Annotated in this window: 28 protein-coding genes and 1 riboswitch; of the genes, 13 read left to right on the top strand and 15 right to left on the bottom strand. The window is 69.3% G+C overall.

The window, feature by feature from the left end; translation table 11 throughout:
* The first annotated feature begins 105 nt into the window (after nucleotides 1-105).
* The 5 genes from ACWFRJ_RS28275 (at nucleotide 106) to ACWFRJ_RS28255 (ending at nucleotide 3,671) form a co-directional block, all read left to right on the top strand.
* Nucleotides 106-303, top strand: coding sequence for a DUF397 domain-containing protein (locus ACWFRJ_RS28275; protein ID WP_453536675.1), 198 nt, complete (start codon nucleotides 106-108; stop codon nucleotides 301-303).
* Between the two features lie 157 nt (nucleotides 304-460).
* On the top strand, nucleotides 461-1,108 hold the full coding sequence (locus ACWFRJ_RS28270) for a hypothetical protein (RefSeq protein ID WP_453536672.1): 648 nt from the start codon (nucleotides 461-463) through the stop codon (nucleotides 1,106-1,108).
* 244 nt (nucleotides 1,109-1,352) lie between these two features.
* Nucleotides 1,353-2,003, top strand: a complete 651-nt coding sequence (locus tag ACWFRJ_RS28265; RefSeq protein WP_453536669.1) for a hypothetical protein — start codon at nucleotides 1,353-1,355, stop codon at nucleotides 2,001-2,003.
* Nucleotides 2,003-3,097 (top strand): hypothetical protein, encoded by a 1,095-nt coding sequence (locus ACWFRJ_RS28260; protein WP_453536666.1) that lies wholly within the window; start codon nucleotides 2,003-2,005, stop codon nucleotides 3,095-3,097. The genes ACWFRJ_RS28265 and ACWFRJ_RS28260 overlap by 1 nt, the downstream gene beginning before the upstream one ends.
* 106 nt (nucleotides 3,098-3,203) lie before the next feature.
* The gene (locus tag ACWFRJ_RS28255) at nucleotides 3,204-3,671 is read left to right on the top strand and encodes a VOC family protein (RefSeq protein WP_453536663.1); all 468 of its coding nucleotides are present in this window, start codon (nucleotides 3,204-3,206) and stop codon (nucleotides 3,669-3,671) included.
* 28 nt (nucleotides 3,672-3,699) lie between these two features.
* Here the strand turns inward: ACWFRJ_RS28255 and ACWFRJ_RS28250 are convergent, their stop codons facing one another.
* Entirely contained in the window at nucleotides 3,700-4,143 is a 444-nt protein-coding gene (locus ACWFRJ_RS28250; protein ID WP_453536660.1) for an Lrp/AsnC family transcriptional regulator, read from the bottom strand.
* 120 nt (nucleotides 4,144-4,263) lie between these two features.
* On the opposite strand from ACWFRJ_RS28250, the gene ACWFRJ_RS28245 reads away from it, so the two are divergent.
* On the top strand, nucleotides 4,264-5,190 hold the full coding sequence (locus ACWFRJ_RS28245) for an SMP-30/gluconolactonase/LRE family protein (protein ID WP_453536657.1): 927 nt from the start codon (nucleotides 4,264-4,266) through the stop codon (nucleotides 5,188-5,190).
* On the opposite strand, the gene ACWFRJ_RS28240 is transcribed toward ACWFRJ_RS28245, so the two are convergent.
* Nucleotides 5,183-7,651 carry an MMPL family transporter gene (locus ACWFRJ_RS28240; RefSeq protein WP_453536731.1) on the bottom strand — a complete coding sequence of 823 codons (2,469 nt, stop codon included), beginning with the start codon at nucleotides 7,649-7,651 and terminating at the stop codon, nucleotides 5,183-5,185. The two genes, ACWFRJ_RS28245 and ACWFRJ_RS28240, sit on opposite strands and share 8 nt — an antisense overlap.
* 172 nt (nucleotides 7,652-7,823) lie before the next feature.
* Between ACWFRJ_RS28240 and ACWFRJ_RS28235 the strand changes: the two genes are divergently transcribed.
* Together ACWFRJ_RS28235 and ACWFRJ_RS28230 are read left to right on the top strand one after the other, a co-directional pair.
* On the top strand, nucleotides 7,824-8,561 hold the full coding sequence (locus tag ACWFRJ_RS28235; RefSeq protein ID WP_453536654.1) for a response regulator transcription factor: 738 nt from the start codon (nucleotides 7,824-7,826) through the stop codon (nucleotides 8,559-8,561).
* Between the two features lie 17 nt (nucleotides 8,562-8,578).
* Complete coding sequence (locus tag ACWFRJ_RS28230) at nucleotides 8,579-10,003, top strand: ATP-binding protein (RefSeq protein WP_453536652.1); 1,425 nt, start codon at nucleotides 8,579-8,581, stop codon at nucleotides 10,001-10,003.
* 40 nt (nucleotides 10,004-10,043) lie between these two features.
* Here ACWFRJ_RS28230 and ACWFRJ_RS28225 read toward each other — a convergent pair whose 3' ends face one another.
* From ACWFRJ_RS28225 to ACWFRJ_RS28215, 3 genes are all read right to left on the bottom strand, one after another.
* On the bottom strand, nucleotides 10,044-10,439 hold the full coding sequence (locus tag ACWFRJ_RS28225; RefSeq protein ID WP_453536649.1) for an ATP-binding protein: 396 nt from the start codon (nucleotides 10,437-10,439) through the stop codon (nucleotides 10,044-10,046).
* A gap of 147 nt (nucleotides 10,440-10,586) precedes the next feature.
* Complete coding sequence (locus ACWFRJ_RS28220) at nucleotides 10,587-11,897, bottom strand: metallophosphoesterase (protein ID WP_453536646.1); 1,311 nt, start codon at nucleotides 11,895-11,897, stop codon at nucleotides 10,587-10,589.
* A gap of 30 nt (nucleotides 11,898-11,927) precedes the next feature.
* Nucleotides 11,928-12,170 (bottom strand): SCO4848 family membrane protein, encoded by a 243-nt coding sequence (locus ACWFRJ_RS28215; protein ID WP_383268708.1) that lies wholly within the window; start codon nucleotides 12,168-12,170, stop codon nucleotides 11,928-11,930.
* Between the two features lie 163 nt (nucleotides 12,171-12,333).
* Between ACWFRJ_RS28215 and ACWFRJ_RS28210 the strand changes: the two genes are divergently transcribed.
* Nucleotides 12,334-13,539, top strand: a complete 1,206-nt coding sequence (locus ACWFRJ_RS28210; RefSeq protein WP_453536643.1) for a D-alanyl-D-alanine carboxypeptidase family protein — start codon at nucleotides 12,334-12,336, stop codon at nucleotides 13,537-13,539.
* Here the strand turns inward: ACWFRJ_RS28210 and ACWFRJ_RS28205 are convergent.
* The 4 genes from ACWFRJ_RS28205 to ACWFRJ_RS28190 are packed head-to-tail and all read right to left on the bottom strand — an operon-like array spanning nucleotide 13,487 to nucleotide 16,341.
* Entirely contained in the window at nucleotides 13,487-14,434 is a 948-nt protein-coding gene (locus ACWFRJ_RS28205; RefSeq protein ID WP_453536641.1) for a YihY/virulence factor BrkB family protein, read from the bottom strand. The two genes, ACWFRJ_RS28210 and ACWFRJ_RS28205, sit on opposite strands and share 53 nt — an antisense overlap.
* Nucleotides 14,422-14,847 (bottom strand): GtrA family protein, encoded by a 426-nt coding sequence (locus ACWFRJ_RS28200; protein ID WP_453536728.1) that lies wholly within the window; start codon nucleotides 14,845-14,847, stop codon nucleotides 14,422-14,424. The genes ACWFRJ_RS28205 and ACWFRJ_RS28200 overlap by 13 nt, the downstream gene beginning before the upstream one ends.
* Before the next feature lie 26 nt (nucleotides 14,848-14,873).
* Nucleotides 14,874-15,827, bottom strand: coding sequence for a decaprenyl-phosphate phosphoribosyltransferase (locus ACWFRJ_RS28195; RefSeq protein WP_453536637.1), 954 nt, complete (start codon nucleotides 15,825-15,827; stop codon nucleotides 14,874-14,876).
* Complete coding sequence (locus ACWFRJ_RS28190) at nucleotides 15,820-16,341, bottom strand: phosphatase PAP2 family protein (protein WP_453536634.1); 522 nt, start codon at nucleotides 16,339-16,341, stop codon at nucleotides 15,820-15,822. The genes ACWFRJ_RS28195 and ACWFRJ_RS28190 overlap by 8 nt, the downstream gene beginning before the upstream one ends.
* Before the next feature lie 170 nt (nucleotides 16,342-16,511).
* Here ACWFRJ_RS28190 and ACWFRJ_RS28185 point away from each other — a divergent pair, with 170 nt between their 5' ends.
* Together ACWFRJ_RS28185 and ACWFRJ_RS28180 are read left to right on the top strand one after the other, a co-directional pair.
* Nucleotides 16,512-17,903: an FAD-binding protein gene (locus tag ACWFRJ_RS28185; protein ID WP_453536631.1), complete on the top strand. Its 1,392-nt coding sequence runs from the start codon at nucleotides 16,512-16,514 to the stop codon at nucleotides 17,901-17,903.
* A 20-nt stretch (nucleotides 17,904-17,923) separates the two neighbouring features.
* Nucleotides 17,924-18,679 (top strand): decaprenylphospho-beta-D-erythro-pentofuranosid-2-ulose 2-reductase, encoded by a 756-nt coding sequence (locus ACWFRJ_RS28180; RefSeq protein ID WP_389904144.1) that lies wholly within the window; start codon nucleotides 17,924-17,926, stop codon nucleotides 18,677-18,679.
* Between the two features lie 25 nt (nucleotides 18,680-18,704).
* Here ACWFRJ_RS28180 and ACWFRJ_RS28175 read toward each other — a convergent pair whose 3' ends face one another.
* From ACWFRJ_RS28175 to ACWFRJ_RS28165, 3 genes are all read right to left on the bottom strand, one after another.
* Nucleotides 18,705-19,292 carry a 2'-5' RNA ligase family protein gene (locus ACWFRJ_RS28175; RefSeq protein ID WP_453536628.1) on the bottom strand — a complete coding sequence of 196 codons (588 nt, stop codon included), beginning with the start codon at nucleotides 19,290-19,292 and terminating at the stop codon, nucleotides 18,705-18,707.
* A gap of 103 nt (nucleotides 19,293-19,395) precedes the next feature.
* Nucleotides 19,396-20,409, bottom strand: a complete 1,014-nt coding sequence (gene trpS, locus ACWFRJ_RS28170) for a tryptophan--tRNA ligase (protein WP_453536625.1) — start codon at nucleotides 20,407-20,409, stop codon at nucleotides 19,396-19,398.
* A gap of 105 nt (nucleotides 20,410-20,514) precedes the next feature.
* Nucleotides 20,515-21,810, bottom strand: coding sequence for a serine hydroxymethyltransferase (locus ACWFRJ_RS28165; protein ID WP_453536622.1), 1,296 nt, complete (start codon nucleotides 21,808-21,810; stop codon nucleotides 20,515-20,517).
* Between the two features lie 40 nt (nucleotides 21,811-21,850).
* A riboswitch (ZMP/ZTP riboswitch) is annotated at nucleotides 21,851-21,942 on the bottom strand.
* Between the two features lie 111 nt (nucleotides 21,943-22,053).
* Here ACWFRJ_RS28165 and rocD point away from each other — a divergent pair.
* Nucleotides 22,054-23,256 (top strand): ornithine--oxo-acid transaminase, encoded by a 1,203-nt coding sequence (gene rocD / locus ACWFRJ_RS28160; protein ID WP_453536619.1) that lies wholly within the window; start codon nucleotides 22,054-22,056, stop codon nucleotides 23,254-23,256.
* A 49-nt stretch (nucleotides 23,257-23,305) separates the two neighbouring features.
* Here rocD and ACWFRJ_RS28155 read toward each other — a convergent pair whose 3' ends face one another.
* From ACWFRJ_RS28155 to ACWFRJ_RS28145, 3 genes are all read right to left on the bottom strand, one after another.
* The gene (locus ACWFRJ_RS28155) at nucleotides 23,306-24,091 is read right to left on the bottom strand and encodes an SAM-dependent methyltransferase (RefSeq protein WP_453536617.1); all 786 of its coding nucleotides are present in this window, start codon (nucleotides 24,089-24,091) and stop codon (nucleotides 23,306-23,308) included.
* Between the two features lie 79 nt (nucleotides 24,092-24,170).
* Nucleotides 24,171-25,361, bottom strand: coding sequence for a glutathionylspermidine synthase family protein (locus ACWFRJ_RS28150; protein ID WP_453536614.1), 1,191 nt, complete (start codon nucleotides 25,359-25,361; stop codon nucleotides 24,171-24,173).
* Between the two features lie 37 nt (nucleotides 25,362-25,398).
* Nucleotides 25,399-25,803, bottom strand: coding sequence for a hypothetical protein (locus ACWFRJ_RS28145; protein ID WP_453536611.1), 405 nt, complete (start codon nucleotides 25,801-25,803; stop codon nucleotides 25,399-25,401).
* A 120-nt stretch (nucleotides 25,804-25,923) separates the two neighbouring features.
* Between ACWFRJ_RS28145 and ACWFRJ_RS28140 the strand changes: the two genes are divergently transcribed.
* On the top strand, nucleotides 25,924-26,772 hold the full coding sequence (locus ACWFRJ_RS28140) for a hypothetical protein (protein WP_453536725.1): 849 nt from the start codon (nucleotides 25,924-25,926) through the stop codon (nucleotides 26,770-26,772).
* The last annotated feature ends 24 nt before the right edge of the window (nucleotides 26,773-26,796 follow it).

The raw sequence follows: 26,796 nt of genomic DNA, 5'->3' as shown, positions 1-26,796 counted from the left end.
TCAACTCACTCGCCGACTACCTCACCAAAATCAACCCACCAACCACCGATACCTGACAGCAATTTAAAGCCGCCATTTCTGGCGCATCACACTAGGGGAGCCCACATGGCCACCCTCAATTGGCAGAAGTCGTCCTACAGCAGCGAGGGAAACAACTGCGTCGAGCTCGCCACCGCGCCGGACGACTCGACGCGCCTACGCGAATCCGACGAACCGGTCATCAACCTCGCCCTGCGGCCTACTTCCCTCATATCGCTCCTGGGGGCGATACGCCAAGGAGCTCTCGGAAGCCGAGAGTCATAGCCAACGGGCCAGCCCCAACACGCCACACCCAGACTTGCGAAGCCTACGACGGCAAACGGCCTCTGCCCGTTACAGGGAATACCGCCTGGTGCCCTCGTAAGCCCCAGATATAGCGTTGGTTCGCTTGCGTTACCCCCACCTCGAACGGGAGCCCAGAGTGAACCGCCCCACCCGTCTCATGACGGCCGCGCTTGTCGCGTCCGCTGCCCTGCTACTGACCGCATGCGGTTCGGGCGGCAGCGACAACGGCACTGCCGACAAGATCAAGGAGACAGGTGACGGGGACAAGAAGGCCTCAGCCTCCGCCAGTGAAACGTCGCAACCGGACGGGTCCAAGCGGCCGGAGATCAAGCTGCCCAAGTCCTTCCGGGTCGACTTCGCAGGCTGGAAGAACAGCGATCCGAAGCTGCAGGCCATCCTGGACGACGGCAAGGATCGCCTGCTTGCCTCCTACGTCGCGATCATCAAGCAGGAACCTCAGTACGACGGGTTCACCTTCTACAACACCAGTGATGCTCGGCGTACCGGGACAACGTGGATCAAGCAATTCACGGACGACAATCTGACCCTGATCGGCAAGGGGCACGTCTTCCAGCCGCAGCCGCGCATCAGCCCCGACGGTTCCGGAACGCTCTTCTACTGCGTCGACGAGAGCAAGGGATCCACCAAGGACATCAAGACCGGAGAGGTCACCACCACCCCCGCAAAGAATGCCTTGGTGTTGTACCGGACCAAGCTGAGCAAGACCGACGACGGTGTCTGGAAGACCACGATGGTCCAGACAGAGCAGGGAGCATGCAAGTGAGGCAGCCGCTCGTACCGCAGCGGCACTCGCTGTGACCGCTCTCTCGCCCGCCCGGCGGTGACGAGGCCGAAGGCGCGTACAGCGATCAGGGGCCGCCCACTGTCGTCTCCGCTGTCCGCTGCGCATCGCCTCGGTATCCGGTTGGTGTCCCCAAGGGACCCGCAGATAGCGTGTGTTCAATTGCAACTTCCCCCACACGCCACACACCACACAGATGCACCACCACCCCACGGGAGAGTCCAGAGTGAACCGCCGCCCCATCCGGCTAGTAACGGCCGCGCTCGCCGCGTCCGCAGCCCTGCTCTTGACCGCGTGTGGATCAGGGGGCGACGACAAGGACTCCTCGGACAAGATCGAGGGGGCGGGTGACGGCGGCTCGAAGGCGTCCGCCTCGGCCGATCCCTCAGACGGGCCCGGCAAGGCTGGACGTCCGGCGATCAAACTGCCGAGCTCGTTCAAGATGGAGTTCGTGGGCTGGACGAACAGCGACCCGAAGCTTCAGTCGATCCTGGACGACGGCAAAGAGGCGCTGAGGGCCGATCACGCCGCCATCATCGAGGGCGACCCGGACGCGTCGTACGTGAAGTTCTACAACAACCCCACCTCGGAGGCGTCCTCCAAGAAGTGGATCAAGGGGTTCGTCGACAAGGACCTGACCCTGATCGGCGAAGCACGAATCTCCAAGCCCCAGGTGCGGATCAACAGCACAGGCTCGGGGATCTTGTTCTACTGCATGGACGAGAGCAAGGGGTCCACGAAGAACCTCAAGACGAAGGAAGTCGTCGGCACGCCCAAGGACCAGAGCCCGCGCGTGCAGTACCAGACCCGGCTCGACCGCACCAAGGACGGCGTCTGGAAGACGAGTTCATCCACGACGAAGCGTGGGGGCTGCTGATGCCCCTGCGCAAGACCGCAAGGCTCGGCGCTCTCCTGACCTCCTCCGCCGCAATGATCGTCGCGCTGTCCCCCAACGCCTATGCGTGGGGCGAGGGCGACCCCGGCAAGCAGCCGGCACCCCCGGCCAACAAGCCCTCTGGCGGGTCTTCGGGAAATACGCTCATGGCCGGGGGCACGAGTGTCACGGTCAAGCAGGTCAGCGGCGGCAAGGGAGGCGGTTCGGCCGCCAAGCCCGTTACCCCGGTCGACCCGAACTGGAAGCCCCCGTCCTGCTGGTACGAGCCGGTGGCGACGCCAGAGGAGCTGAAGGCCGCTGTCGAGGAGACCAAGAAAGACGAAGGCCGTAATACAGCCGTCGTTCCTGTGGCGCCGTCCCTCAGCTGGGGCGAGGACCTCATGGTGGACCACTATGAGAAGGGGAAGCCCCAGTCGGACAGCACTGGCGGGTACAAGAACTTCAACATCGGCAAGAAGGGCATGTTCTGGCGAGGGGTCATGAACCCCGACGTCGAGGACACCTTCGAGGCACGCGACTGCGAACAGAACCTCTTCTGGCAGAACGCCAACACCGTGCCCGACATCCCGAACTCCCCCACGCCCGAGGTCCTGGCCAGCTACGCCTACAACAAGATCAAGGTCCCGGACACCAAGGTCGAGCTGAAGCCAGAAGGCAAGTCGAAGGTGAACCTGCCCACCTGGGTCTGGCTGGACAAGGGCACCTTCGAGGATGTCAAGGTCCGCGCCGAACTCCCCGGAACGGGACTGTGGGCGGAGACCATCGCCAAGCCCGTCGCCCTCCACCTGGAGCCCGGCACGAAGGACGCGACGACGTTCCCGGCATCGGGCGACTGCAAGATCAACGACGACGGCAGCATCGGCACCCCGTACACGAGGGGCGCCTCGAAGCAGGACCCGCCGTGCGGCATCGCATACCTGCGCTCCACAGGCGGCAAGCCGTTCCAGATGAAGGCCTCCCTCACCTGGGAGATCTCCTGGACGGGCTCCGGCGACACCGGCGGCGATCTCCCGGACGGCACCTTCGACGGGACGCAGGACATCGACGTCGAGGAGATTCAGTCGGTCAACCGCTGAGCCGCGAAGGTCACTGGGCACCCCACCCGGGTGACGCCGACGCCCATGTGGCGGTCAAAAGGCGACAGCGCGGTTGAATTCGGGCCGACCGACTTACTCTGACGAAATGTCAGACAACCAGTCGGTCGGCCTGTCCGTTGAGCAGCCCGTTCGTCAATCCGGTGAGCAGGCGACCGAGCGGTCGACCGAGCTGCTCGGGTTCGACAACGTCCTCTTCCCTGTTGGCGACCTCGCGGAAGCCGTCAGCTTCTACGAGCGTGCCGGGTTTCCCGTCGCGCACCGGATCGATGAGATCGGGCTCGCCATCCTGAAGGTGGGCAAGGAGACGCCCGGGATTCTGTTGCGTGTGGAGGGCGGGGTCGAGCATCGGCCTTCCGCGTGGTTCGCGCCCCGGGTCTGGCTCGAGGTGGGGGACGCGCGGGCTGCCGGGCGGGCGCTTGAGGCCGCCGGGATCGAGGCGCTCGCGCCGCCCGCCTCCGTGGCCACCGGGTGGACCGTGGAGATCGCCGACCCATGGGGGAACGTCGTCGGGTTCACCGACTATCGCAAGCGGCCCGAGCTGGCCAGGAGTTAGACGCCGGTCACGGGGGGGACGGGGGGGATCAGGAGCCTCCCGGCGACACCGGGCGCTCGAAGAACGTTTCCAGTGACACCGTCGCCTGCGTGCCGCTCACGCCCTCGATCGCGTACAGCCGTCGCAGTACGTCCTGAAGCTGCTCCGTGGTGGAAGTGCGGACCTTGACCAGGACGCTCGCCGTACCCGCGATGACATGCGCCTCCTGGATCTCGGGGATCGCGGCGAAGTCCTCGGCCCTCTCCCCCATCCATGCCGTCGAGTCGACCATCACGAAGGCCAGCACACCCTGGCCCACGGCCGCCGGGTCCACGTCGATCGTCGTGCGGCGGATCACCCCGCGCTCGCGCAACTTGCGTACCCGCTCGTGGGTCGCGCCCGCCGAGAGGCCCACCGCCTTGCCCAGGTTCGCGTACGACTGGCCGGCGTCCTGTTGCAGCAGCGTCAGCAGTTCTCGGTCGGTGTCGTCCATCAGGTGTGACGCTCCCGCGCTCCGTATGAGTAGTAGTAGGACTGGTGTACACCATATCTCGTACTGCGTTATCGTCTGCTCGCAGAATTTCATTCATTCATGCGTCAGACAGGGGTTCTCATGTCTTCCCAGAAGTTCCCGACGTCGTACGAGATTCTGGACGAGCGCTTCCGCACCGGACGGTGTGCCAACGGGGACTCCAAGCTCGAAGTCCTTTACGACGACTGCCGGTGGGCCGAAGGGCCGCTCTACCTGCCCGCCTGGCGCCAGCTCATATGGAGCGACATCCCCAACGACCGGCTCCTTCGCTGGGACGAGGCAACCGGGACCGTCGGCGTCTTCCGTACGCCCGCCGGATACGTCAACGGCAACACCCTCGACCGGGAAGGACGGCTGATCTGCTGCGAGCAGGGCAACCGGCGCGTCACCCGCACCGAGCACGACGGCCGCGTCACCGTCCTCGCCGACCGCTTCGAGGGCAAGCGGTTCAACAGCCCGAACGACGCCGTGGTCCGCTCCGACGGGTCCATCTGGTTCTCCGACCCCGACTTCGGGATCACCAGTGATTACGAGGGATTCCGCGCGCCCGCCGAGATCGGTGGCTGCAACGTCTACCGGATCGACCCCGTCACCGGTGACGTGCGGATCGTCGCCGACGGCTTCGAGGGGCCGAACGGGCTCGTCTTCTCGCCCGACGAACGGCAGTTGTACGTGTCCGACTCCCGCGCCGCCCAGATCCGCGCCTTTGACGTGCGGGATGACGGCAGCACGCTGTCGGACGGGGTCGTCTTTGCCGAGTCCAAGGACTCCGGGTTCGACAACATCCGCTTCGATGACGGAGGGCGGTTGTGGGTCGCCGCCCTGGGGGATGGCGTGCATTGCTACGACCCCGATGGGACTCTTATCGGGCGCGTCACCATCCCCGAGGCCGTCGCCAACATCGCCTTCGGCGGGGCGAAGAACAACCGGCTCTTCATCGCGGCGACGACCTCGCTCTACTCGCTCGTGATGTCCGTGACCGGGCTGCCGAGGGTCCTCTCTAATTGACCGCGTCCATCTCTCCGAGCGCCAGCTCCACGTCGTACACCAGCGGTTCGTTCGCGACCACGATGTGCCGTGCGCGGGCCGCGTAGCCGGAGGCCGTGACGGCCAGCAGGTACGCGCCTGCCGACGGGGCCGCGACGATGTACGAACCGTCGGCCAGGGAGACGACGCGGTCAAGGCGGCGGCCCCCTTTGGAGAGGAGGGTCAGCGTCGCGCCGTCCACCGGTTCGCCCTCCGCCGTGCGGATGAAACCGTGCACTACGGAGGGGACGGGTTCGTCGTCCGAATCCGCCGCGCGCGCGTGAGGGATCGTTTCCTGTGACGCAGCGGTCGGCACCGGCTGCTCCGGCTCCCTCGGCTCCACCGCCAAGTGCGGAAGACGCTTCTCCAGGCCCGCAGGGAGCCACCAGTTGGAGCGGCCGAGCAGGTGCATCGCGGCGGGGACGAGTGCCGTGCGCAGGATGAACGCGTCCAGGGCGACCGCCGCCGCAAGGCCGATGCCCGCCATCGCGCCCTCCATGTCGCCGCTCAGGACGAACGCGGAGAAGACGCAGATCATGATCAGGGCGGCGCAGTTGATGACCCTGCTCGTCTCGGCGAGGCCCACCCTCACCGCGCGGGCGTTGTCCTTCGTGTGCACCCATTCCTCGTGCATGCGGCTCACCAGGAACACCTGGTAGTCCATCGAGAGCCCGAAGAGCAGCGACAGCATGATGACGGGCAGGAAGGCGGTGATCGGGCCCTCCTTGCCGATGCCGAGGAGCTCCGTGCCCCAGCCCCACTGGAAGACCGCCACGAGCACGCCGAAGGACGCCGCCGCCGCGATCAGGTTCATCAGAGCCGCCGTCAACGGCACCACGAGCGAACGGAACGCGATCAGCAGCAGGAGGAAGCCGAGCGCGATGATCGCTCCTACGAAGTAGGGCAGTCGGTCGCCCGTCACCGCGGCGAAGTCCTTGAAGACCGCAGTGACACCGCCCACGTGGGCGTCGACCCCGGCTTCCGGAATCACCTCTCCCCGTAGACGGTCGATGAGTTGGTCCGTCTGCTCGGATTGGGGTGAAGACGTCGGGACTACGTTGATGACCGCGATGCCGTCCGCGGGCGGGGCAGCCGCCACCCGCGCGACGCCCTCCGTCTCGCGGATGGCCGCCACCAAGCCGCCAGTGTCGGCGGTGTCGGCTTCTTCGGCCACCACCTGGAGCGGGCCGTTGAAGCCCGGTCCGAATCCGTCGGCCAGCATGTCGTACGCCTGCCGGGTCGTCGTCGACTCCTGGTGGTTGCCCTGGTCGGTCGCGCCGAGCCGCAGGGAGAGCAGCGGCAGGGCGAGAAAGGCCATCACCACGAGGGCGAGTGCCGCGATCGACCGCGGGCGCTTCTGGACGTACGAGGACCAGCGTGCCGCGAGGCCGCTCGCCTCCGCGGGCTCCGGTCCCGTCGCCGCGAGGTGCCGCCGCTGCCTGCGGCTGAGTACCCGGGGGCCGAGAAGACCGAGGAGCGAGGGCAGCAGGGTGATGGCCGCGAGGACGCTCAGGACGACCGTCAGGGATGCGGCGACGACCACGCCGTCCAGGAAGCGCATGTTCATCACCAGCATCCCGGCGAGCGCGATGCACACCGTGCCGCCCGCGAAGAGCACCGCACGGCCCGAGGTGTTCAGGGCCTGCACCGCGGACTTCTCGGGCTCCATGCCGCGCAGGATGCCGCGCCTGTGCCGGGTGACGATGAAGAGCGCGTAGTCGATGCCGACGCCGAGGCCGATCAGGGAGCCGAGCAGCGGGGCCACTTCGGGGATGTCCGTGACGTGGCTGAGCAGCATCGTCGACAGCATGCCGAGACCCACTCCGAAGACGGCGATGACGATCGGCAGGACCATCGCGAAGAGCGAGCCGAAGGCAAGGAAGAGGACGACGGCCGCCGCCGCGATGCCGACCGTCTCGGAGGTGCCGGTGGGCGGCTCCTGGATGCGGGCGATCGCCTGGCCGCCCAGCTCCACCCGCAGACCGGCCTTCTCGGCGTTCTGCGCGGTGTCCACGACGTCCTGGACAAGCCCCTTGGGGACCACGTTCGCCTGCTCCGTGAACGTCACCTGGGCGTAGGCGATGCGCCCGTTACCGCTGATCTGGGCCGCGCCCGCCGCCTTGGACGCGTACGGGCCCGACACCTCACCGACGCCCTTCATGCCGGCGATCTCCTTCAGCGCGGGCTCGATCCGGGAACGTACGCCCTCGTCACGGACGGAAGCTCCCGGCTCGACGCGCCAGACGACCGTGTCGGTGTCTCCGGAGCGCTCCGGGAAAGCCTTTGTCATCAGGTCGTTCGCGCGCGTGGAATCCGTGTTCGGCAGGGAGAACACGTTCGAGTAGTCGGTGCCCGCCGAGGTCCCCGCCGCCCCCAGACCGAACAGGGCCCCCACCCACAGCACAAGGACCACCAGCCGGTGCCGGTAGCACCAGCGCGCCAATGCCTCCACAATCCACTCCTCCTCCGCGTCGCCAGGTCCCCCGGGTCCGTGCCTTCAGGGGCCTGAAGCATCGGCGGCGCCGGGCTCCGGTGGCGCGGCGCGGCCATGATTCTCAAGTAACTCCAAGGCACTGACCGAGACTTCGTACAACGGGCGCGCCGATACTGAGGGCATGAGCCACGCCGAAGGCCAACAGGGAACAGATGTCGGAGGGACGAGCGGCCCGGACGCCGGAGCAGCCACCGTCCTCGTCGTCGAGGACGAGCCGAGCATCGCCGACGTCCTCGCCATCGCCCTGCGCTACCACCACTTCGACGTCATGGTGGCGGGCACCGTGCGCGACGCCCTCGCGTTCAACGAGCGCACCCGGCCCGACGTGGCGCTCCTGGACGTGATGCTGCCGGACGGCGACGGCCGCTCCCTGGCCAGGGAGCTGCGCGCCCGGCGCCCCGAGCTGGCCCTGCTCTTCCTGACCGCGCGGGACGCGCCGTCGGAGGTCGTGGGCGCGCTCGGCTTCGGCGACGACTACATCACCAAGCCGTTCAACATCGACGAGGTGATCGCCCGCGTCGGCGCGGTCCTGCGCCGCACCAGGGCGGGCGACGTGCTCCCTCAGCGCCCGCCGCTGCGCTACGGCGACCTGGAGCTCGACGAGACGACGTACGTGGTGCGCCGCGCGGGCCGCACGGCGCAGCTCACCCCCACCGAGTACGCCCTGCTGCGTTTCCTGGTCCGCAACGGCGGCCGTGTGGTGCCCAAGGAGCAGCTCCTGCGCCATGTGTGGCAGTACGAGCATCCGGCCGAGTCGACCGTCGTGGAGACCTACATCAGCTATCTGCGGCGCAAGCTCGCCGCGCTCGGACCACCGGTGATCACGACCCGGCGCGGTGTCGGATACGGCCTCGCGTGAGGCGTGCGCGCCGCGGCATGAGCTCGCTGCGGGCCAAGCTCACGTGGGTGAACGTGGCGCTGCTCGCCCTCGGTGTCGTCGTGGCGACCGGCGTGAGTGTCATGGGCATGCGCCACTATCTGCTCGACAGCGTGGACTCCGAGCTGACGCAGTCGCGCAGTTCGCTGCTGAGCACCGGGCTCACCATGAAGGACGTCGAGCGGCTCAGTGAACTGGGCATCGCGCTCGACAAGCTCTCGCCCGGCGGCAAGGAGCGGGCGGGCGTGTTTCCGCGCGGGGACACGGTGTTCGTGGCGGTGGACGAGCGCGGTGCGGCCGTCGCCGTCGGGTCGCTCGCCCCGACTCCGCGCCAGCGCACCCTGGCCGCGGCCGTCGACGACCCCGAAGCGGTCGCGGGCGAGTCCGAACCGCAGGACGTCACTCTGGACGGCGACGCCCACCGCATGGTGGGCGCGAAGCTCGCAGACGGCACGACCGTCCTGATGGCGGCGGCGACTCAGAACGTGGAATCGGGCATCAAGAAGGCGCTCAAGCTCGACGCCGCCTTCGGAGTGGTCCTGTTGGGGCTGCTCGCCGTCCTGACGATGATCTCCGCGCACCACCGTCTGCGCCCCCTTGAGGACATGGTCGAGACCGCGTCCGCCATCGCCGAGGGCGACCTGACCCGGCGTGTTCCGTCGAGCCGCGCCCCGGCGACGGAGACCGAGCAGCTGCGCCTTGCCCTCAACTCCATGCTCCACCAGGTCGAGTCGGCCTTCGAGACCCGCGAACGCAGCTCGGCACAGCTGCGCCGCTTCGTCGCCGACGCCTCGCACGAGCTGCGTACGCCCTTGTCGGCGATCCGCGGTTATCTCCAGCTGTACGACAAGGGGATGCTCCGCGATCCGGCGGAACGCACGCGCGCGTGGAGCCGCGTCATCGCCGAGACCGACCGGATGGGACGCCTCGTCGACGAGTTGCTCACCCTGGCCCGCCTTGACCAGCAGCCGGAGCTGCGCTTCACGAACGTGGATCTGAGCCGCCTGGTACGGGACGCCGCCGACGACCTGCGGGTACAGGAGCCGGAGCGCCCGCTGACGGTCCGCGCCGACGGGGCGGTGCTTGTCCGCGCGGACGAGTCGGGGCTGCGCCAGGTGCTCGGCAATCTCCTCGGCAACGTACGCGTCCACACGCCCGCCGACGCGCCGGTCACGCTGGGCGTGGAGCGGCTGGACGGGGTGGTGCGGCTGCGCGTCGCGGACAGCGGGCCCGGTCTCGCGGAGGAGGACGCGGCGCGTGTGTTCGACCGGTTCTTCCGCGCGGGCGGGGGTGCGGGCAGCGGGCTCGGTATGGCGATCGTGCAGGGGGTCGTCGTGGCACACGGTGGCGAGGTGGGGGTGGAGACCGCGCCGGGGGCGGGGCTCACGGTGACGGTCACTTTGCCCGCGCGAACGACTGGGTGAGGCGGACGCCGTGCGGGCACACGGTTCAAGCCTGCACGGTTCAAGCCCGCACCAGCGCCCACACCGTCTTCCCGCTCCGCCCCCGCTGCCAGACGCCCCACGCCTCGGCGAGCGTGTCGAGCAGGCGCAGGCCTCGGCCGCTCTCCGCCAGGGGGCCCATGTCCCGTATCTCCGGGCTGCTCGGAGACTCGTCGGAGACCTCGATGAAGCAGTCGCCGTCGGAGAGCACCGTGATCGCGACCTCGAACTCCCGTTCCTGGACGCGGCCGTGGCAGACGGCGTTCGTCACCAGCTCCGAGACGAGGAGTACGGCGTCGTCGAGCGTCGTGCTCTCCTCCTTGTGCCCCCAGGCGGCGAGATGATCACGTACGCGGCCCCGGGCGAGCGAGACGGACGCCGGATGCGGTGGCAGCCGGAAAGCCTGACGTCTCAACACCGTTCCCCCTTTGACGCACCAAAGCGTCAACTACCGCACACACTTCCGACACTTAATGCTGCGCAGAGGAAGCGCTTGGTGTCACACCGTCACCGTGCGGCCCGACCGTATCCGGCCAGGTCCACACCACATCGAACCGATGCCCGATTACGCCTGCCGGGAGGCCAGTTCGACGACCGTGACGTCGGAAGGTGCCCCGACCCGCACCGGCGGCCCCCACGCCCCGGCGCCACGCGTCACATACAGCTGGGTGTCGCCGTACCGCTCAAGGCCCGCGAGCGTCGGGTTGGCCAGGTCGGCGATGAGATTGCCTGGCCACAGCTGTCCGCCGTGGGTGTGCCCGGAGAGCTGGAGGTCGACGCCGTGCTTGACGGCGTCATGGATGACGACCGGCTGGTGGGCGAGGAGGACGGAGGCCCGCGAGCGGTCCCGGTCGCCCAGCGCCTTGGCGAAGTCCGGCCCGTGCCCCTCGCTCTCGCCCGCCACGTCGTCCACGCCCGCGAGGTCGAAGCCGGGCAGTTCGGTGCGGGCGTTCTCCAGGGGACGCAGGCCGAGGTCGCGTACGTGATCGACCCACTGCGCGGCTCCCGAGAAGTACTCGTGGTTGCCGGTCACGAAGTACGTCCCGTGCCGCGCGCGAAGCTGTGCGAGCGGCTCGGCGGCGGGCCCGAGGTCTTCGACGCTGCCGTCGACCAGGTCACCGACGACCGCGATGAGGTCGGGCTGCGTGCCGTTGATCGTGTCGACCACGCGCTGGGTGAAGCCGCGTCCGAGGATCGGCCCCAGGTGGATGTCGCTGACCACGGCGATCCGGAACCCGTGCGCCCCGCGCGGCAGCTTGGCGAGCGGCACGGTGACGCGCTTGACCCGGGGCCCGCGCAGGACGCCGTACGTTCCGTAGCCGACCGTTCCGACGGCGACGGCCGCGGCGGTCCCGCCGACGATCCGGGAGACGAAGAGGCGGCGCGAGGGGGTGGCCGGATCTGTTCGCTCCGAAGTCCTTACGGCCTCTCCGCCCTCCACGGATTCGGCCTCGGCCTCTACGGAGAGGGCTTGCGCCTCTACGGAGAGGGCTTGCGCCTCTACGGAGAGGGCCTCCCCCGAACCGGGGTCCTCCGTAGGGGTGAGTTTTGAACGACGCCTCAGGAGGAGCCTCAAGAAGAGGGGCCGTACGAGCTCGCCCACAAGAAGCGCGAGCACGAGATAGATCGAAAGCGCCATCCACATGAAGCCCGGCCAGGTGAGCACCTTCTGCAGCAAGAACGGCGCCCCGGCCCGCTCGCTCGCGAGCCCCGCGAACATCAGCAGCGGCCCCACCACGAAGAGCACGGCGCCCGCGCGCCGGACGAACCCGGGCCGTGCCGTCGTGTCCCGCACCAGGCGACGCCACATGTACCACTGCATCCCGGCGAGGACCGCGAACGCGGCGAGACCGGCCAGCACGAACAGGATGACCACGGAGCTAGCCCCTCAACAGTGACCGATCAGTTATGACGTACGGCGCAGAGCACGAACCCCACGGAACCCAATGGTCCCTACCACCGTCCCCAAGACAAAGGAGGCGACGGCGAGCGTCAGGTGGACCCAGAAGTACGCGGTCGGGTCGCCTGCGTCATCGAAGGCGAGCCCACTGCCGTCCTTCCACAGGTTCTTGACGAAAGTGATCCAGATGAACCAGCTCCACACACCGAAGGCGAGCAGGAACCAGGAGACCGGGCGGCTGAGCTTCATACGTTCAGTATCGCGAGACTCCCTTCCGAGGCGCCGCCGGGGTGGGGAGCCCGACACTCAGCCCACCTCGGCGGCGACTTCCACAGCGGCGCCCTGTACGTTCTCGTCCGTGCCTGCCGTAAAAAAGACCGCCTTGTTGGTCACTTCCGCCGCATTGCTCACCATGTCGACCACAGCTCCCGCATGGGCGGACGACAAGCCGGGAGACGGGGGCAAACCCAAGCCACCCGCCTCGATGTCGACCGTGGGCGGTGCCAAGCTCGGCGAGCCCGGCACCCAGGTGAGCCTGAAGGCGGGTGCCCCCGTACTCCCCAAGGAACTGTCGGCGCGCTCCTGGCTCGTCTCCGACGCCGAGACCGGCGAGGTGCTCGCCTCGCACAACTCGCACTGGCGGCTGCCCCCGGCGAGCACCCTGAAGATGCTCTTCGCGGACACGGTCCTGCCGAAGTTCCCCAAGTCGCAGAAGCACAAGGTCGAGCTCTCCGACATGGCGGGCATCGGCGTGGGCAGCAGCTTGGTCGGCGTCAAGGAGAACGAGACGTACTCGGTCCACGACCTGTGGCTCGGTGTCTTCCTGCGGTCGGGCAATGACGCGGTGCACGTCCTCTCGGCGATGAACGGCGGTGTCCCGCAGACCGTCAAGGACATGCAGTCGCACGCCGAGGAGCTGCAGGCCCTGGACACGCACGTGGTCACCCCGGACGGCTACGACGAGAAGGGGCAGGTCTCCTCCGCGTACGACCTGACGCTGTTCGCCCGCTCCGGGCTGCAGAAGAAGGACTTCCGCGAGTACTGCTCGACGGCCACCGCCCAGTTCCCCGGTGAGACCAAGAAGGTCACGAAGGGCAAGGACAAGGGCAAGAAGAAGCGCGAGTCCTTCGCGATCCAGAACACCAACCGACTCCTCACGGGAGACATCGGTCTCGACGCCTACAAGGGCATCGCGGGCGTCAAGAACGGCAGCACCACGAACGCGGGCAACACCTTCACCGGTGTCGCCGAGCGCGACGGCAAGGTGCTGCTCGTCACCGTCATGAACCCGGACTCCGGGGAGCAGCACGCGGTCTACAAGGAGACCGAGCGCCTCCTCGACTGGGGCTTCAAGGCCTCGGGCAAGGTCGACCCGGTGGGCGAACTGGTCGCCCCGAAGGGTGCCGGTACGGGCAGCGGCAAGGGTGCTCCCGGCGCCGGGAAGAGCGATTCGAGCGCGGCCAAGAACGTGGCGCACGCCTCCGACAAGAGCTCGGGCGGTGTCGGCATCGCGCTCGGCGTCGCGGGTGGCGTCCTCGCGCTCATCGCCGCCGGGTGGTTCGTGATCAGCCGCCGGATGCCGCTGCCGGACCTGGTGCGGCGGAAGAGCCGCCGCTGACGTCGCCGGCCTCCTCCTGGCCGGTTTCCTCTTCTGTTTCGGTACGTTCCTGCTTCCGCGTCGCCGTCCAGGCGGCGCAGAACAGCAGAAGCTTCGCCGTGAAGTTGATCCACAGGAGGAGCGCGATGGGCACTCCGAAAGCGCCGTACATGCTCTTCGACGCGACGCCCTTCATATAGCCGCCGAGCAGCAGCTTGAGCAGCTCGAAGCCTGCCGCGCCGATCAGTCCCGCGGTGATCAGGTGCCGGCGCGGCGGCTGGACGTCCGGCAGCAGCGTCAGGACGTAGAGCAGCAGCAGGAAGTCCGCGAAGACGGCGATGGCGAACGCGATCGCCTGTAGGAGCACCCCGCCCCAGCCGTTCTCCGAGACACCGAGCAGGTCGGCGCTCCAGCCGACGGCGGTCGACGCGAGGGTCGACGCGGCGACGGACGCGAGGCCCGCGCCACCGAGTCCGAAGAGCACCCCGGCGTCCTTGATCTTGCGCATGACGGGGTTCTCTTCGATGTCCTCCAGCTCCCAGACGGCCCGCAGGCACTCCCGCATCGAGCCGACCCAGCCGATGCCGGTGAAGAGCAGCAGGGCGCCCGCGACGAGGCCGATGGTGCCCGCGTTGGCGACCAGGGCATCGAGGTTCAGCTGATCGGAGATGCCGGGGACCTGCTGGGAGATGGTGTCCTCGAGCTTGTTCTGCTGCCCCTTGGAGAGCGTCGCGGCGGCGATCGCGGCGGCGACGGTGATCAGCGGGAAGAGCGCCAGGAAGCTGATGAACGTCATCGCGGCCGCCAGGCGGGTCCAGTGCACACTGTCGAGCCGCTCGTACGCGCTCCACGCGTGCGTGCGCATCAGTCGCTCCACCAGGGGTCCGATGCCGGGGAGCTTTTTCAGCCAGTCCATGTTGCCTCCCTGCCCACAGAACGGAAGACCAAGGTCCGGGTACCCCAGAAACGCAGAACGGTGGCGAGCGCCATACCGACTCCCGCACCGGAAACAGTGTCGGCGCGCTGTGAGGTGAGGCCTAGGCCGTAGTGAGACACCGCGATGCAGAGCAGTTGCACCAGGGCGCCCGCGATGTTGACGGCGAAGAAGATCCCGTACTGGCGAAGGCGCGAGACGGCGGCCCCCTCGCGCCGCCGGTAGGTGCCGAGCGCGTTGCCCGCGTACGCGACCGAACAACCGGCCAAGAAGGAGAGCGCCTTCGCGGTCAGCGGGTCGAGACCGACGGGTCCGCGCAGCCAGACGAAGAGGCCCAGGTCGACGGCGTACGCGCAGATCCCGGCGGCGGCGAAGCCGAGCAGCTCGGGGCCCATGGCCCGAAGGCGCTCCTTGAGGGCGCTCACCAGTCGGCGACCGCGAGGCCGTACATGGCGATCCACACCAGGCCGATGACGGCGAGCGCGCGGTCGCGCAGGACGACGTCCTCGGGCTCGCCCGCCGTGCCCCGGTCGGCGAAGACGGCGTACCGCAGGACCGCGAGGACGAAGGCGGCCATCGACAGCTGCCGCCAGGGCAGCGAGCTGCCGTTGGCGGTGCCGCCGCTCTCCATGGCCCACAGGCAGTACGCGAGGACGGCGACCCCGGCGGCGAGCTGCCAGACGAAGCGGAGGTAGCCGGTGGTGTATTCGGTGAGCAACGCGCGCGTGGCGCCCAGCTTCTCGGAGCTCCCGGACATCTGGACGGCTTCGGAGTAGCGCTTGGCGGAGACCATGAAGAGCGCGCCGAAGCCCGTGGTGATCAGGAACCAGCGCGAGAGCGGGATGCCGAGTGCCACTCCCCCGATCATCGCCCGCATGAGGAAGCCCGTGGTGACGACGGCGAGATCGACGACGAGTACGTGCTTGAGGCTGACGCAGTAGGCCAGTTGCATCACTACGTAGGCGGCGAGCAGTCCCGCCGTCAGGGGTGTGCAGAGCGCGGCGGCGGCCACGGGCGCGAGCACGGCGAGCAGCCCGCCGACCGCGTACGCGACCGGCACCGGCACCTGCCCCGCGGCGACCGGCCTGCGGCACTTGGTGGGGTGGGCGCGGTCGGCGTCGGCGTCGCGCGCGTCGTTGATGAGGTAGACGGCGGACGCGGCGGCCGTGAACAGCGCGAAGACCAGAGCGAGTTGGATCAGGGAGTGGCGCGAGAAGAGCTCGCCCGCGGCGGCGGGGGCCGCGACGACCAGGACGTTCTTCACCCACTGGCGGGGGCGCGCGGTCTTCAGGAGGCCGAGCGGCAGGGCGAGGGGTGTCGGTCCTGACGGGCCTGGCGGCTGGGGGCGTTCGAGCAGGGCGGTGCGGTCAGCCATGCGTGCGGCCCCCGTTCATCCAGGCGGAGCCCACGCGCGCGGTGAGGGCGCCGAGGGCCGCGCCCGCCGCCACGTCACTGGGGTAGTGGACGCCGACGACCATCCGCGAGACGCACATCGCGGCGGCGAGCGGCGCGGCGATACGGGCTCCGGCGGGGCTCAGCGCGCCGTACGCGACGGTGGCCGCGGCGGCCGAAGTGGCGTGCGAGCTGGGGAAGGAGTGCCGTCCCGCGGTCCTGACGAGGGGCTCCACGCCCGTGTCGGCGCCGGGGCGCGGGCGCCGTACGACCCGTTTGACGCCCATGCTGGCCAGGTGTGCGGCGGCGGTCAGCGCCGTGGCGCGCAGCCATGTGCCGCGTCGCCCGCGGTCGACCGCGGCGCCCGCGAGTCCCCCGGCGATCCAGAGGGCGCCGTGCTCGCCGGCCCAGGACAGGGCCCGTGCGGCGGCGGCCACGCGCGCGTCGGAGCCGCAGTCGCGCAGGGCCGACAGCAGCCGGTGGTCCAGGTCGTGCATGTGGCCTCCTTCTCCGGTGACTTCGAGGACCTGACCTCCCTGCCGACTCTTCTAGGCGACCTCTCAATATTTACGGCAATATACGACGACACTCCCTCAATCACCCATTTCGGTGAGAGTTTGGATGAATATGGGCAAACTGCACTTGCTTGGACGATACGGTCACGTGTATGCCTGCCGACTCCGCTCCGTCCACCGACTCCGCGACCGCGACGACGTCCGAGGCCGTTTCCGTGTCGGGGTGGGGGCGCACCGCCCCCACCACCGCCCGCCTGATCCGCCCCCGTTCACCCGAGGAGGCCGTGGCCGCCCTCCAGGCCTGCGGGGAGCGCGGCGGCATCGCCAGAGGCCTGGGGAGGGCTTATGGGGACGCCGCGCAGAACGCGGGCGGCGCGGTCCTCGACATGACCGGCATGGACCGCATCCACGCCATCGACGCGGACGCGGGCACCGTCCTGTGCGACGCCGGGGTCTCCCTGCACCACCTGATGGAGGTCCTGCTCCCGCTCGGCTGGTTCGTGCCGGTCACGCCGGGGACCCGCTATGTGACCGTGGGCGGCGCGATCGGCGCGGACATCCACGGCAAGAACCACCACGGGTCCGGGTCGTTCTCGCGCCATGTGATGGCCGTGGAACTGCTCACCGCCGACGGCGCGGTGCAGGCGGTCGAGAACGGCACTCCCCTGTTCGACGCGACGGCGGGCGGCATGGGCCTGACCGGCGTGATCCTCGCCGCGACGCTGCGACTTCAGCCGGTGGAGACGTCGTTGATGACGGTGGACACGGAGCGCGCCACCGACCTGGACGACCTGATGGCCCGCCTCACCGCGACCGACCACCGCTACCGCTACTCGGTCGCGTGGATCGACCTCCTGGCGCGCGGTGTGTCGATGGGGCGCGCGGTGCTCACGCGCGGCGACCACGCCCCTCTTGACGCCCTCCCGCCACGCGCGCGTAGAGCCCCGTTGACGTTCCGCCCCGGTCAGCTGCCTTCCGCCCCGCGCTTCCTGCCCGAAGGGCTGCTCGGCCGCAAGTCGGTGGGCCTCTTCAATGAGCTCTGGTACCGCAAGGCACCGCGCCTGCGGGTGGGCGAACTCCAGAAGATGTCGACGTTCTTCCACCCCTTGGACGGCGTACCGCACTGGAACCGCGTGTACGGCCGCGGCGGCTTCGTGCAGTACCAATTCGTCGTCGGATACGGCCAGGAGGAGTCTCTGCGCCGCATCGTGCGGCGCATCTCGGACCGCGGCTGCCCGTCCTTCCTCGCCGTACTGAAGCGCTTCGGAGAGGGCGATCCGGGCTGGCTCTCCTTCCCGATGCCCGGCTGGACCCTCGCCCTGGACATCCCGGCGAACCTGCCGGGCCTCGGCGCCTTCCTCGACGAGCTCGACGAGGAGGTCGCCGCCTCCGACGGCCGCGTCTACCTGGCCAAGGACTCCCGCCTGCGCCCCGACATGCTCGCCGCGATGTATCCGCGGCTCGACGACTTCCGCGCGCTGCGGGCGGAGATCGACCCGCGCGGCGTGTTCCGCTCGGACCTCTCGCGCCGCCTCGCCCTCTAGCACCTCAAGGAGTTGGTCCCATGAAGGACGCCTTCGGCACCCCCCAGTCCCTGCTCGTACTCGGCGGCACCTCCGAGATCGGTCTCGCCACCGCCCGCCGTCTGGTCGCGCGGCGCACCCGCACGGTGTGGCTGGCGGGGCGGCCTTCGCCGGGCCTGGAGAAGGCCGCCGCGGGCCTGCGCGAGCTGGGGGCCGACGTCCGTACCGTCGCCTTCGACGCGCTCGACTCCGAGTCCCACGAGGCCACGCTCGGCAAGATCTTCGCCGAGGGCGACATCGACATGGTCCTGCTGGCCTTCGGCATCCTCGGCGACCAGGCACGCGACGAGGACGAGCCGCTTTCGGCGGTGCGGGTCGCACAGACGAACTACACCGGGGCGGTCTCCGCGGGCCTGGTGTGCGCGCGGTCCCTTCAGGCCCAGGGGCACGGCTCCCTGGTGGTGCTCTCGTCGGTCGCGGGCGAGCGGGCACGGCGCACGAACTTCATCTACGGGTCGAGCAAAGCGGGCCTTGACGCCTTCGCCCAGGGCCTGGGCGACGCGCTGCACGGCACGGGTGTGCACGTGATGGTCGTGCGCCCCGGATTCGTACGCTCCAAGATGACGGCGGGCCTGGAGGAGGCGCCGATGGCGACCACTCCGGAGGCGGTCGCGCTGGCCATCGAGACGGGCCTGCGGCGGCGCTCGGAGACGGTGTGGGTGCCCGGCGCGCTGCGGGTGGTCATGTCGGCGCTGCGTCACGTGCCGCGGACGGTGTTCCGGCGGCTTCCGGTGTGAGGTTCCACGGGGTCGGCGCCCCGGGTCAGCGAGCGGGCAGCGAACTGTGTGCGGCCGGGGCCGAGGCCTGCGGAGGCACCACAGGGCCGCCACCGCCGAAGGCGAACTCGCGCAGCTTGCGCCACACGCCGTCGGCGCCCTGTTCGTAGAGCGCGAAGCCGGTGCAGGGCCACTCGGCCCTGTACTCAGAAAGCTCCGCGTACGCCCGGTCCATGGCTTCCTCGGAGATGCCGTGCGCCACCGTGACGTGCGGGTGGTACGGGAACTGCAGCTCGCGCGCCATGGGCCCGGAGGCGTCCCGCACCCGCTCCTGCAGCCAGCCGCAGGCCGCGCCGCCGGACATCACCTGGACGAAGACGACGGGCGACAGCGGACGGAACGTGCCCGTACCGGAGAGCCGCATCGGGAAGGGGCGCCCGGCCGCCGCGACGGCCCCCAGGTGCGCCTCAACCGCAGGCAGCGCGGTTGCGTCCACCTCAGTGGGCGGCAGCAGCGTGACGTGGGTGGGGATGCCGTGCGCCGCGGGATCCCCGAAGCCCGCGCGCCGCTCCTGGAGCAGGCTGCCGTAAGGCTCCGGGACCGCGATCGACACACCGATCGTTACGGTCCCCACGTCGTACTCCTGTCGGTCGGATGGCGGGCGGCGGATGGCTGACTGGCTGGCTGGCTGCCAGAGGGCGCTGCTGTGCCTTGTGCGGTGCAGGGGGCGGTGTGGCTCAGTGCTTGGCGGGCAGGAGGCCCACCTTGTCGTACGCCTGGGCAAGTGTCTCCGCGGCGACGGCGCGCGCCTTCTCCGCGCCCTTGGCCAGGATCGAGTCGAGCGTCTCCGGGTCGTCCAGGTAGGCCTGGGTGCGGTCCCGGAAGGGAGTCACGAAGTCGACCATGACGTCGGCGAGGTCAGTCTTCAGCGCACCGTAGCCCTTGCCGACGTACTTCTGCTCCAGTTCCGGAATACCGGTGCCGGTGAGCGTGGAGTAGATGCTGAGGAGGTTGCTGACACCCGGCTTCTCCGCCGTGTCGTAGCGCACGACCGTGTCGGTGTCGGTGACGGCGCTCTTGACCTTCTTGGCGGTGGCCTTGGGCTCGTCGAGGAGGTTGATCAGGCCCTTCGGCGTTGACGCCGACTTGCTCATCTTGATCGCCGGGTCCTGGAGATCGAAGATCTTCGCCGTCTCCTTGAGGATGTACGCCGCCGGAACGGTGAACGTCTCTCCGAAGCGGCCGTTGAACCGCTCAGCGAGGTCGCGGGTCAGCTCGATGTGCTGGCGCTGGTCCTCGCCGACCGGGACCTGATGGGCCTGGTAGAGCAGGATGTCCGCGACCTGGAGGACGGGGTACGTGAAGAGGCCCACGGAGGCGCGGTCCGCACCCTGCTTGGCCGCCTTGTCCTTGAACTGCGTCATGCGCGACGCCTCGCCGAAGCCCGTGAGGCAGTTCATGATCCAGGCGAGCTGGGCGTGCTCGGGGACGTGGCTCTGGACGAAGAGCGTGCAGCGCTCCGGGTCGAGTCCCGCCGCCAGGAGCTGGGCGGCGGCGAGCCGGGTGTTGGCCCGCAGCTCGGCCGGGTCCTGCGGGATCGTGATCGCGTGCAGGTCCACCACCATGTAGAAGGCGTCGTGAGACTCCTGCAGCGCCACCCACTGGCGGACCGCGCCGAGGTAGTTGCCGAGGTGGAACGAGCCTGCGGTGGGCTGGATTCCGGAGAGCACGCGAGGACGATCAATGGCCATGAGGCTCATTCTCTCAGGTGACTCTCATAGCTCGGAAACAGTCGTGTGACGGGTGTGCCGCGATCTTGTGATCCGGCCGTCGCGAATGAGACGAGGAACACAGGGTCAGTGGGTCGGAAGGCCCGGAGCCGGGTGGGCGGACATCAGGTCGGCCACCTCGGAGCGGATCTTCGTCAGGGCGTCCTCGTCTCCGGCACGGGCCGCGGCGACGCCTCGGTCGATCCAGTCGGCGACGGTCGGCATGTGCTGCGTGCCCAGGCCTCGGGAGGTGAGGGAAGGGGTGCCGATGCGGACGCCGGAGGGGTCGAACGGCTTCCTCGGGTCGTAGGGCACGGTGTTGTGGTTGACGACGATCCCGGCCCGGTCGAGGGCCTTGGCCGCGACCTTGCCCGGTACGTCCTTGGGGGTGAGGTCCATCAGGATGAGGTGGTTGTCGGTACCGCCGGAGACCAGGTCGAAGCCGCGGGCGAGCAGTGCTTCGGCGAGGGCGCGGGCGTTGGCGACGACCGCGTGGGCGTAGTCGCGGAAGGAGGGCCGCGACGCCTCGTGCAGGGCGACGGCGATGGCCGCGGTGGTCTGGTTGTGCGGGCCGCCCTGGAGACCGGGGAAGACCGCCTTGTCGATGGCCTTGGCGTGCTCGTCGCGGGACATCAGCATCGCGCCGCGCGGGCCGCGCAGGGTCTTGTGGGTGGTCGTGGAGATCACGTCGGCGTGCGGTACGGGTGAGGGGTGGGCGCCGCCCGCGATCAGGCCCGCGATGTGCGCGATGTCGGCGACGAGGACAGCCCCCGCCTCGTGGGCGATCTCGGCGAAGGCCGCGAAGTCGATGGTGCGGGGCAGTGCGGTGCCACCGCAGAAGATCAGCTTCGGGCGTTCCTTGAGGGCGAGGTCGCGCACCTCGTCGAAGTCGATGAGGCCGGTGTCGTGGCGCACCCCGTACTGGACGCCCCGGAACCACTTGCCCGTGGCGGAGACGCCCCAGCCGTGGGTGAGGTGGCCGCCCATGGGCAGGGCCATGCCCATCACGGTGTCGCCGGGCTCGGCGAAGGCGAGGTAGACGGCGAGGTTGGCAGGGGAGCCGGAGTAGGGCTGCACGTTCGCGTGCTCGACGCCGAAGACGGACTTGGCGCGGGCGACGGCGAGCCGCTCGACGGGGTCGATGTTCTGCTGGCCCTCGTAGTAGCGGCGGCCGGGGTAGCCCTCGCTGTACTTGTTCTGCAGGACCGTGCCGGAGGCTTCGAGGACGGCGGTGGAGACGTAGTTCTCGCTGGGGATCAGGCGCAGGGTGTCGGCCTGGAGCTGCTCCTCGGCTGCGACGAGGGTAGCCAGTTCGGGGTCCTCGGCGGCGAGCGCGGGGTGGCTGAGGGTGTTCGGGGAACTTGAGGGAGCGGCGTGCGTCATGGCGTCCTCCGGGGCGAGCGGTCAGTGTCCGGTCGTGGTCCCGGGGTGCCCAGGCGGTCGGCACCTCGAAGGTTCTGCCCTTGCACGGCTTCCCCGGGGTCCGTTCCCCGTGCGCCAGTCGCCGCGCTGTAGCGGCCAGCCTAGCGGGCACGCCGCCACGGCAGGTTTCTTCGTCCGCGATCCGAGCGACGATAGAAACTGGGCGCCACACCCGCCCCCCGCCGCAGGACGAACGGAGACCCCGTGTCGACTACCGAAGAGTTCATCACCTCGGCCGAAGCCCACAGCGCGCACAACTACCACCCCCTGCCCATCGTGGTCGCGTCGGCCGAAGGCGCCTGGATGACGGATGTCGAGGGGCGCCGCTACCTCGACATGCTCGCCGGGTACTCGGCCCTGAATTTCGGGCACGGCAACCGCCGCCTGATCGACGCGGCCAAGGAGCAGCTGGAGCGGGTGACGCTCACGTCGCGGGCCTTCCACCACGACCGGTTCGCCGAGTTCTGTACGCGGCTCGCCGAGCTGTGCGGCAAGGAGATGGTGCTGCCGATGAACACCGGCGCCGAGGCGGTGGAGACGGCCGTGAAGACCGCCAGGAAGTGGGGATACCAGGTCAAGGGCGTGCCCGACGGGCGGGCGAAGATCGTCGTCGCGCGCGACAACTTCCATGGGCGCACCACGACCATCGTCAGCTTCTCGACGGACGCCGAGGCGCGGGCGGACTTCGGTCCGTACACGCCGGGATTCGAGATCGTGCCGTACGGCGATCTGACGGCGATGCGGGCCGCGGTCACGGAGAACACGGTGGCCGTGCTCCTGGAGCCGATCCAGGGCGAGGCGGGGGTCCTCGTACCCCCGGCCGGATATCTGGCGGGCGTAAGGGAGTTGACGCGGGAGCGGAACGTCCTCTTCATGGCGGACGAGATCCAGTCGGGGCTCGGCAGGACGGGCGCCACGTTCGCGTGCGAGCACGAGGGCGTGGTGCCGGACGTGTACATCCTGGGCAAGGCGCTCGGCGGGGGTGTCGTGCCGGTGTCCGCGGTGGTGGCGGACGCGGATGTGCTCGGGGTGTTCAAGCCGGGTGAGCACGGCTCGACGTTCGGCGGCAATCCACTGGCGTGCGCGGTGGCCCTGGAGGTCGTCGCCATGCTGAGCTCGGGCGAGTTCCAGCAGCGGGCCACCGAGCTGGGCGAGCATCTGCACTCCGAGCTCGGGCTGCTGGCAGGCACGGGCGCGGTGACGCAGGTGCGGGGCCGCGGGCTGTGGGCGGGCGTCGACATCGACCCGTCGCACGGCACGGGCCGCGAGATCTCCGAGAAGCTGATGGGCCGGGGTGTCCTCGTCAAGGACACCCACGGCTCGACGATCCGGATCGCTCCGCCGCTGGTGATCAGCAAGGAGGACCTGGACTGGGGGCTTGATCAGCTGCGGGGGGTCCTTGCGTAGTTCTGGGAGTGATCCGGTTCGGGGCTGTGTCCTTCGGGGTTCTTCGGGGTCAGTGCTTGACGCCGACTCCGCCGAACATGGCCACGTCCTCGACGCCGGGTGCGGTCTCCGCGCGCCAGCGGTTGCACGACACCACGCCGGGTTCGAGGAGCTCCAAGCTCTCGAAGAACTCGACGACTCGCTCGGGGGTGCGCTGCGTGAGCCTGGGTGTGCCGTTCTCGTTCCAGAACGCCACCGCCTCGTCCACGTCGGGCATCTCCGGGCTCGTGATCGTGTGCGAGAGGACCAGGTGGCTGCCGGCCGGCAGCGCGTCGAGCAGGCGGCGCACAATGCCGTACGCCTCGGAGTCGTCCTCGATGAAGATGACGACTCCGAGCAGGATCAGCGCCACCGGCTGGTCGAAGTCCAGTGTCTTGGCCGCGTGTTCGAGGATCGTCTCCACATTGCGCAGATCCTCGTCGAGGTAGTCCGTCCTGCCCTCGGGAGTGCTGGTGAGCAGGGCGCGCGCGTGGGTGAGGACCAACGGGTCGTTGTCCAAGTAGACGACACGGGACTCGGGGGCGAGCCGCTGGGCGACCTCGTGGGTGTTGTCGGCGGTCGGCAGGCCGGTGCCGATGTCGAGGAACTGCCGGATGCCGCACTCGGTCACGAGGTGGCTCACGGCGCGCCCGAGGAACTGCCGGTCGGCGAGCGCGTACGCGCCGATACCGGGGTGCAGCGTGCGGATCTGGTCCCCGGCGGCCTGATCGACGGGGTAGTTGTCCTTGCCGCCGAGCCAGTAGTTCCAGATCCTGGCCGTGTGAGGCTGCGTGGTGTTGATCCTGCTGTCGGCCATGGGCGGTTCGCCTCCGAGTGCGTCGTCTCGATCAATCGGCAGCGTACTCGGGGGACTTGGTGCATCCGCAGGCCGGACCTCAGAGGATCACGTGCGGCAGGAACCTCGCGTACTCGTCCGTGATCGGACCCGCCGACTCCCGGATACCGAGCCCCGCCGCCTCGTCCTCGACGACCCACGCACCGAGCACCACGCGGTTGCCGTCGAAATCGGGAAGCGGCGCCAACTCCTGGTAGCAACAGGCCTCTTCGCGTACGAGGGGTTCGTCTCCTGGCGGGTGGATCGTGACTCCGGCGCCTTCTCGGCCTAGGAGGGGCTTGGCGACGTATCCCCGCCCGGAAGCCAGCTCACGCGGGCCGTCGAGGTAGGCGGGGAGGAGGTTGGGGTGGCCGGGGTACAGCTCCCAAAGGATCGCGAGCAGCGCCTTGTTGGAGAGGAGCATCTTCCAGGCGGGCTCGATCCACAGGGTGGAACCGGTGCCGCCGCCGTTGTCGAGGGTCTGAAGGACCTGCGGGGCGAAGCGGTCGGTGGTCAGCCACTCCCACGGATAGAGCTTGAAACAGCTGCGGATGAAGCCGAGCTTCTTGTCGACGAAGCGCCGCGAGAGCCGGTCCCAGCCGATGTCCTCCATGGAGATCGCCTCGGTGTCGAGCCCGGCCTGCTGCGCGGTCTCGCGCAGATACGCGACCGTCATCAGATCCTCGCCGAGCTCGTCGCCCGCCGAGTGCGCGAAGTACAGCGGGCCGCCGGGCGGGAGCAGCGGCGCCTGCTTCTTCCAGGCGTCGACGAGGCGTTCGTGGAGGGAGTTCCACTGGTCGGCGCCCGGGAAGCACTCCTCCATCCAGAACCACTGGGGGCTCGCGGCCTCGACCAGGGAGGTGGGGGTGTCGGCGTTGTACTCCAGCATCTTGGCCGGGCTGCCGCTCGTGCCGTCGTAGTGGAGGTCGAATCGCCCGTAGAGGGAGGGCAGTTCGGCACGGCGGTGCCAGGCCTCGGTGACCGCTTCGGCCACTCGGGGGTCCGTGATGCCGAGGTCGGCGAGGCGGTCGTGCGTGACGATGTGCTCGGCTGCCGCCAGGCACATCGCGTGCAGCTCCTCCACGACTTCTTCGAGGGCCTCGACCTCGGGCAGCGAGAAGACGTAGCAGGCGGACTCGTCCCAGTAGGGGCGCAGAGAGTCGTCGGGGTAGCGGGTGAGGGGGTAGATGAGCCCCTGGTCCTCGACGGTCTGCTGCCAGCCGGGGCGGGGGGTGAGGGTGCGGCGTTCCATGGTCTCGGGCCTCTCGGGTCTCTCGGTCCCGTCCGGCTCAGCCGCCGCCGCTGCCGCTGCTCGAGCAGCCGAAGCCGTCGCGGTCGACGGCCTCGCTGCGGCTGAAGGTGCCGTAGTCGGCGTAGCGGCCGTCGACGTCGCTGTCGTAGTACCAGTCGGCGTCCGTGCGGCCGGACTTGCCCAGGCCTGTGCCGTAGGAGCTGCCCCCGCTGCCCTTCGAGGAGGACGTACCGCTCTTGCAGTTCTTGTCGCCGACGATTTTGTAACCGGAGAGCGAGTTGTAGCTGTCGCGGTCCACGCACCGCTTGTCCGGATCCGAGCCGCACGAGGTCAGGGCCGCCGCGAGGACGCCCATTCCGCCGAGCACGACCGTGCTGGACCGCAGCCTGCGCCGCGGCTTCTTCTGCTCTTGCTTCTGCTCTTGCTTCTGCTCCGCTGCCATCTGCCTTACTGCTCCCCCGTTGGCGTACGTGATCGGCGCTCAGCGTAGGGAGATGCCCATGGCCATGCCAAACGGCCGAACCGATTCCCTTTCCTCTACAGTCACTTCGTGTCTCTTGGGATGATTTGCGCGCTCGGTTCAGCGGTCTGCTTCGGCACGGCCTCCGTCTTCCAGGCCGTCGCCGCCCGCGCCACGGCGCCGGGAACGGGGTCCGGGGTCGATCCCGCGCTGCTGCTGCGCGCGGTGAAGCAGTGGCGGTACGTCGTGGGGCTCGGACTCGACGGGCTCGGGTTCCTGCTGCAGATCGTGGCGTTGCGCTCCATCCCGATCTACGCCGTCGGTGCGGCCCTCGCCGCGAGCCTCGCCGTCACCGCCGTGGTGGCCTCGCGGCTGCTGCGGGTGCGGTTGAGCGGGGTGGAGTGGGCGGCTGTGGGGGTGGTGTGCGCGGGGCTCGCGATGCTGGGGCTCGCTTCGGGGGACGAGGGCAAGGGCGTCGGGTCGACGACACTGCGGTGGGTGATGCTGGGCGTGGCGGTGGGGGTACTGCTGCTCGGCGCGGTGGCGGGGCGGCTGCCCGGACGGGGGCGGGCGCTGGCTCTGGGGCTCGGGGCCGGGCTCGGGTTCGGGGTGGTGGAGGTGGCCGTGCGGCTGATCGACGATGTCTCGCCGGGGGCGCTGGTGAGGAACCCTGCCTGCTACGCCCTGCTGGTGGGTGGGGGTGCGGCGTTCCTGTTGCTCACCTCCGCGCTGCAACGGGGGTCGGTGACGACCGCTACCGCGGGGATGGTCATCGGGGAGACGATCGGGCCCGCGGTGGTGGGCGTGGTGTGGCTGGGGGATCGGACTCGGGGCGGGTTGGAGTGGCTCGCGGTGCTCGGGTTCGTGGTTGCCGTGGTGGGGGCGTTGGCGTTGGCGCGGTTCGGGGAAGCGCCGGTGGAGAAGGCAGATCTCAGCCCGTCCGGCGATTGAGGACGAGCTCGGCGCAGCCGGTGA

Source organism: Streptomyces sp. NPDC055239, assembly GCF_053606205.1.
This window is presented reverse-complemented; position numbering and strand designations above follow the sequence as displayed.

Coding starts and splice junctions, on each gene's coding strand:
- ACWFRJ_RS28255 (WP_453536663.1), top strand. CDS start 3,204: ATGTCAGACAACCAGTCGGTCGGCCTGTCCGTTGAGCAGCCCGTTCGT.
- ACWFRJ_RS28275 (WP_453536675.1), top strand. CDS start 106: ATGGCCACCCTCAATTGGCAGAAGTCGTCCTACAGCAGCGAGGGAAAC.
- ACWFRJ_RS28260 (WP_453536666.1), top strand. CDS start 2,003: ATGCCCCTGCGCAAGACCGCAAGGCTCGGCGCTCTCCTGACCTCCTCC.
- ACWFRJ_RS28140 (WP_453536725.1), top strand. CDS start 25,924: ATGATTTGCGCGCTCGGTTCAGCGGTCTGCTTCGGCACGGCCTCCGTC.
- ACWFRJ_RS28230 (WP_453536652.1), top strand. CDS start 8,579: ATGAGCTCGCTGCGGGCCAAGCTCACGTGGGTGAACGTGGCGCTGCTC.
- ACWFRJ_RS28195 (WP_453536637.1), bottom strand. CDS start 15,827: ATGGCTGACCGCACCGCCCTGCTCGAACGCCCCCAGCCGCCAGGCCCG.
- ACWFRJ_RS28165 (WP_453536622.1), bottom strand. CDS start 21,810: ATGACGCACGCCGCTCCCTCAAGTTCCCCGAACACCCTCAGCCACCCC.
- ACWFRJ_RS28150 (WP_453536614.1), bottom strand. CDS start 25,361: ATGGAACGCCGCACCCTCACCCCCCGCCCCGGCTGGCAGCAGACCGTC.
- ACWFRJ_RS28235 (WP_453536654.1), top strand. CDS start 7,824: ATGAGCCACGCCGAAGGCCAACAGGGAACAGATGTCGGAGGGACGAGC.
- ACWFRJ_RS28200 (WP_453536728.1), bottom strand. CDS start 14,847: ATGGGCCCCGAGCTGCTCGGCTTCGCCGCCGCCGGGATCTGCGCGTAC.
- ACWFRJ_RS28180 (WP_389904144.1), top strand. CDS start 17,924: ATGAAGGACGCCTTCGGCACCCCCCAGTCCCTGCTCGTACTCGGCGGC.
- ACWFRJ_RS28185 (WP_453536631.1), top strand. CDS start 16,512: ATGCCTGCCGACTCCGCTCCGTCCACCGACTCCGCGACCGCGACGACG.
- trpS (WP_453536625.1), bottom strand. CDS start 20,409: ATGGCCATTGATCGTCCTCGCGTGCTCTCCGGAATCCAGCCCACCGCA.
- ACWFRJ_RS28210 (WP_453536643.1), top strand. CDS start 12,334: ATGTCGACCACAGCTCCCGCATGGGCGGACGACAAGCCGGGAGACGGG.
- ACWFRJ_RS28245 (WP_453536657.1), top strand. CDS start 4,264: ATGTCTTCCCAGAAGTTCCCGACGTCGTACGAGATTCTGGACGAGCGC.
- ACWFRJ_RS28155 (WP_453536617.1), bottom strand. CDS start 24,091: ATGGCCGACAGCAGGATCAACACCACGCAGCCTCACACGGCCAGGATC.
- ACWFRJ_RS28145 (WP_453536611.1), bottom strand. CDS start 25,803: ATGGCAGCGGAGCAGAAGCAAGAGCAGAAGCAAGAGCAGAAGAAGCCG.
- ACWFRJ_RS28250 (WP_453536660.1), bottom strand. CDS start 4,143: ATGGACGACACCGACCGAGAACTGCTGACGCTGCTGCAACAGGACGCC.
- ACWFRJ_RS28215 (WP_383268708.1), bottom strand. CDS start 12,170: ATGAAGCTCAGCCGCCCGGTCTCCTGGTTCCTGCTCGCCTTCGGTGTG.
- ACWFRJ_RS28190 (WP_453536634.1), bottom strand. CDS start 16,341: ATGCACGACCTGGACCACCGGCTGCTGTCGGCCCTGCGCGACTGCGGC.
- ACWFRJ_RS28205 (WP_453536641.1), bottom strand. CDS start 14,434: ATGGACTGGCTGAAAAAGCTCCCCGGCATCGGACCCCTGGTGGAGCGA.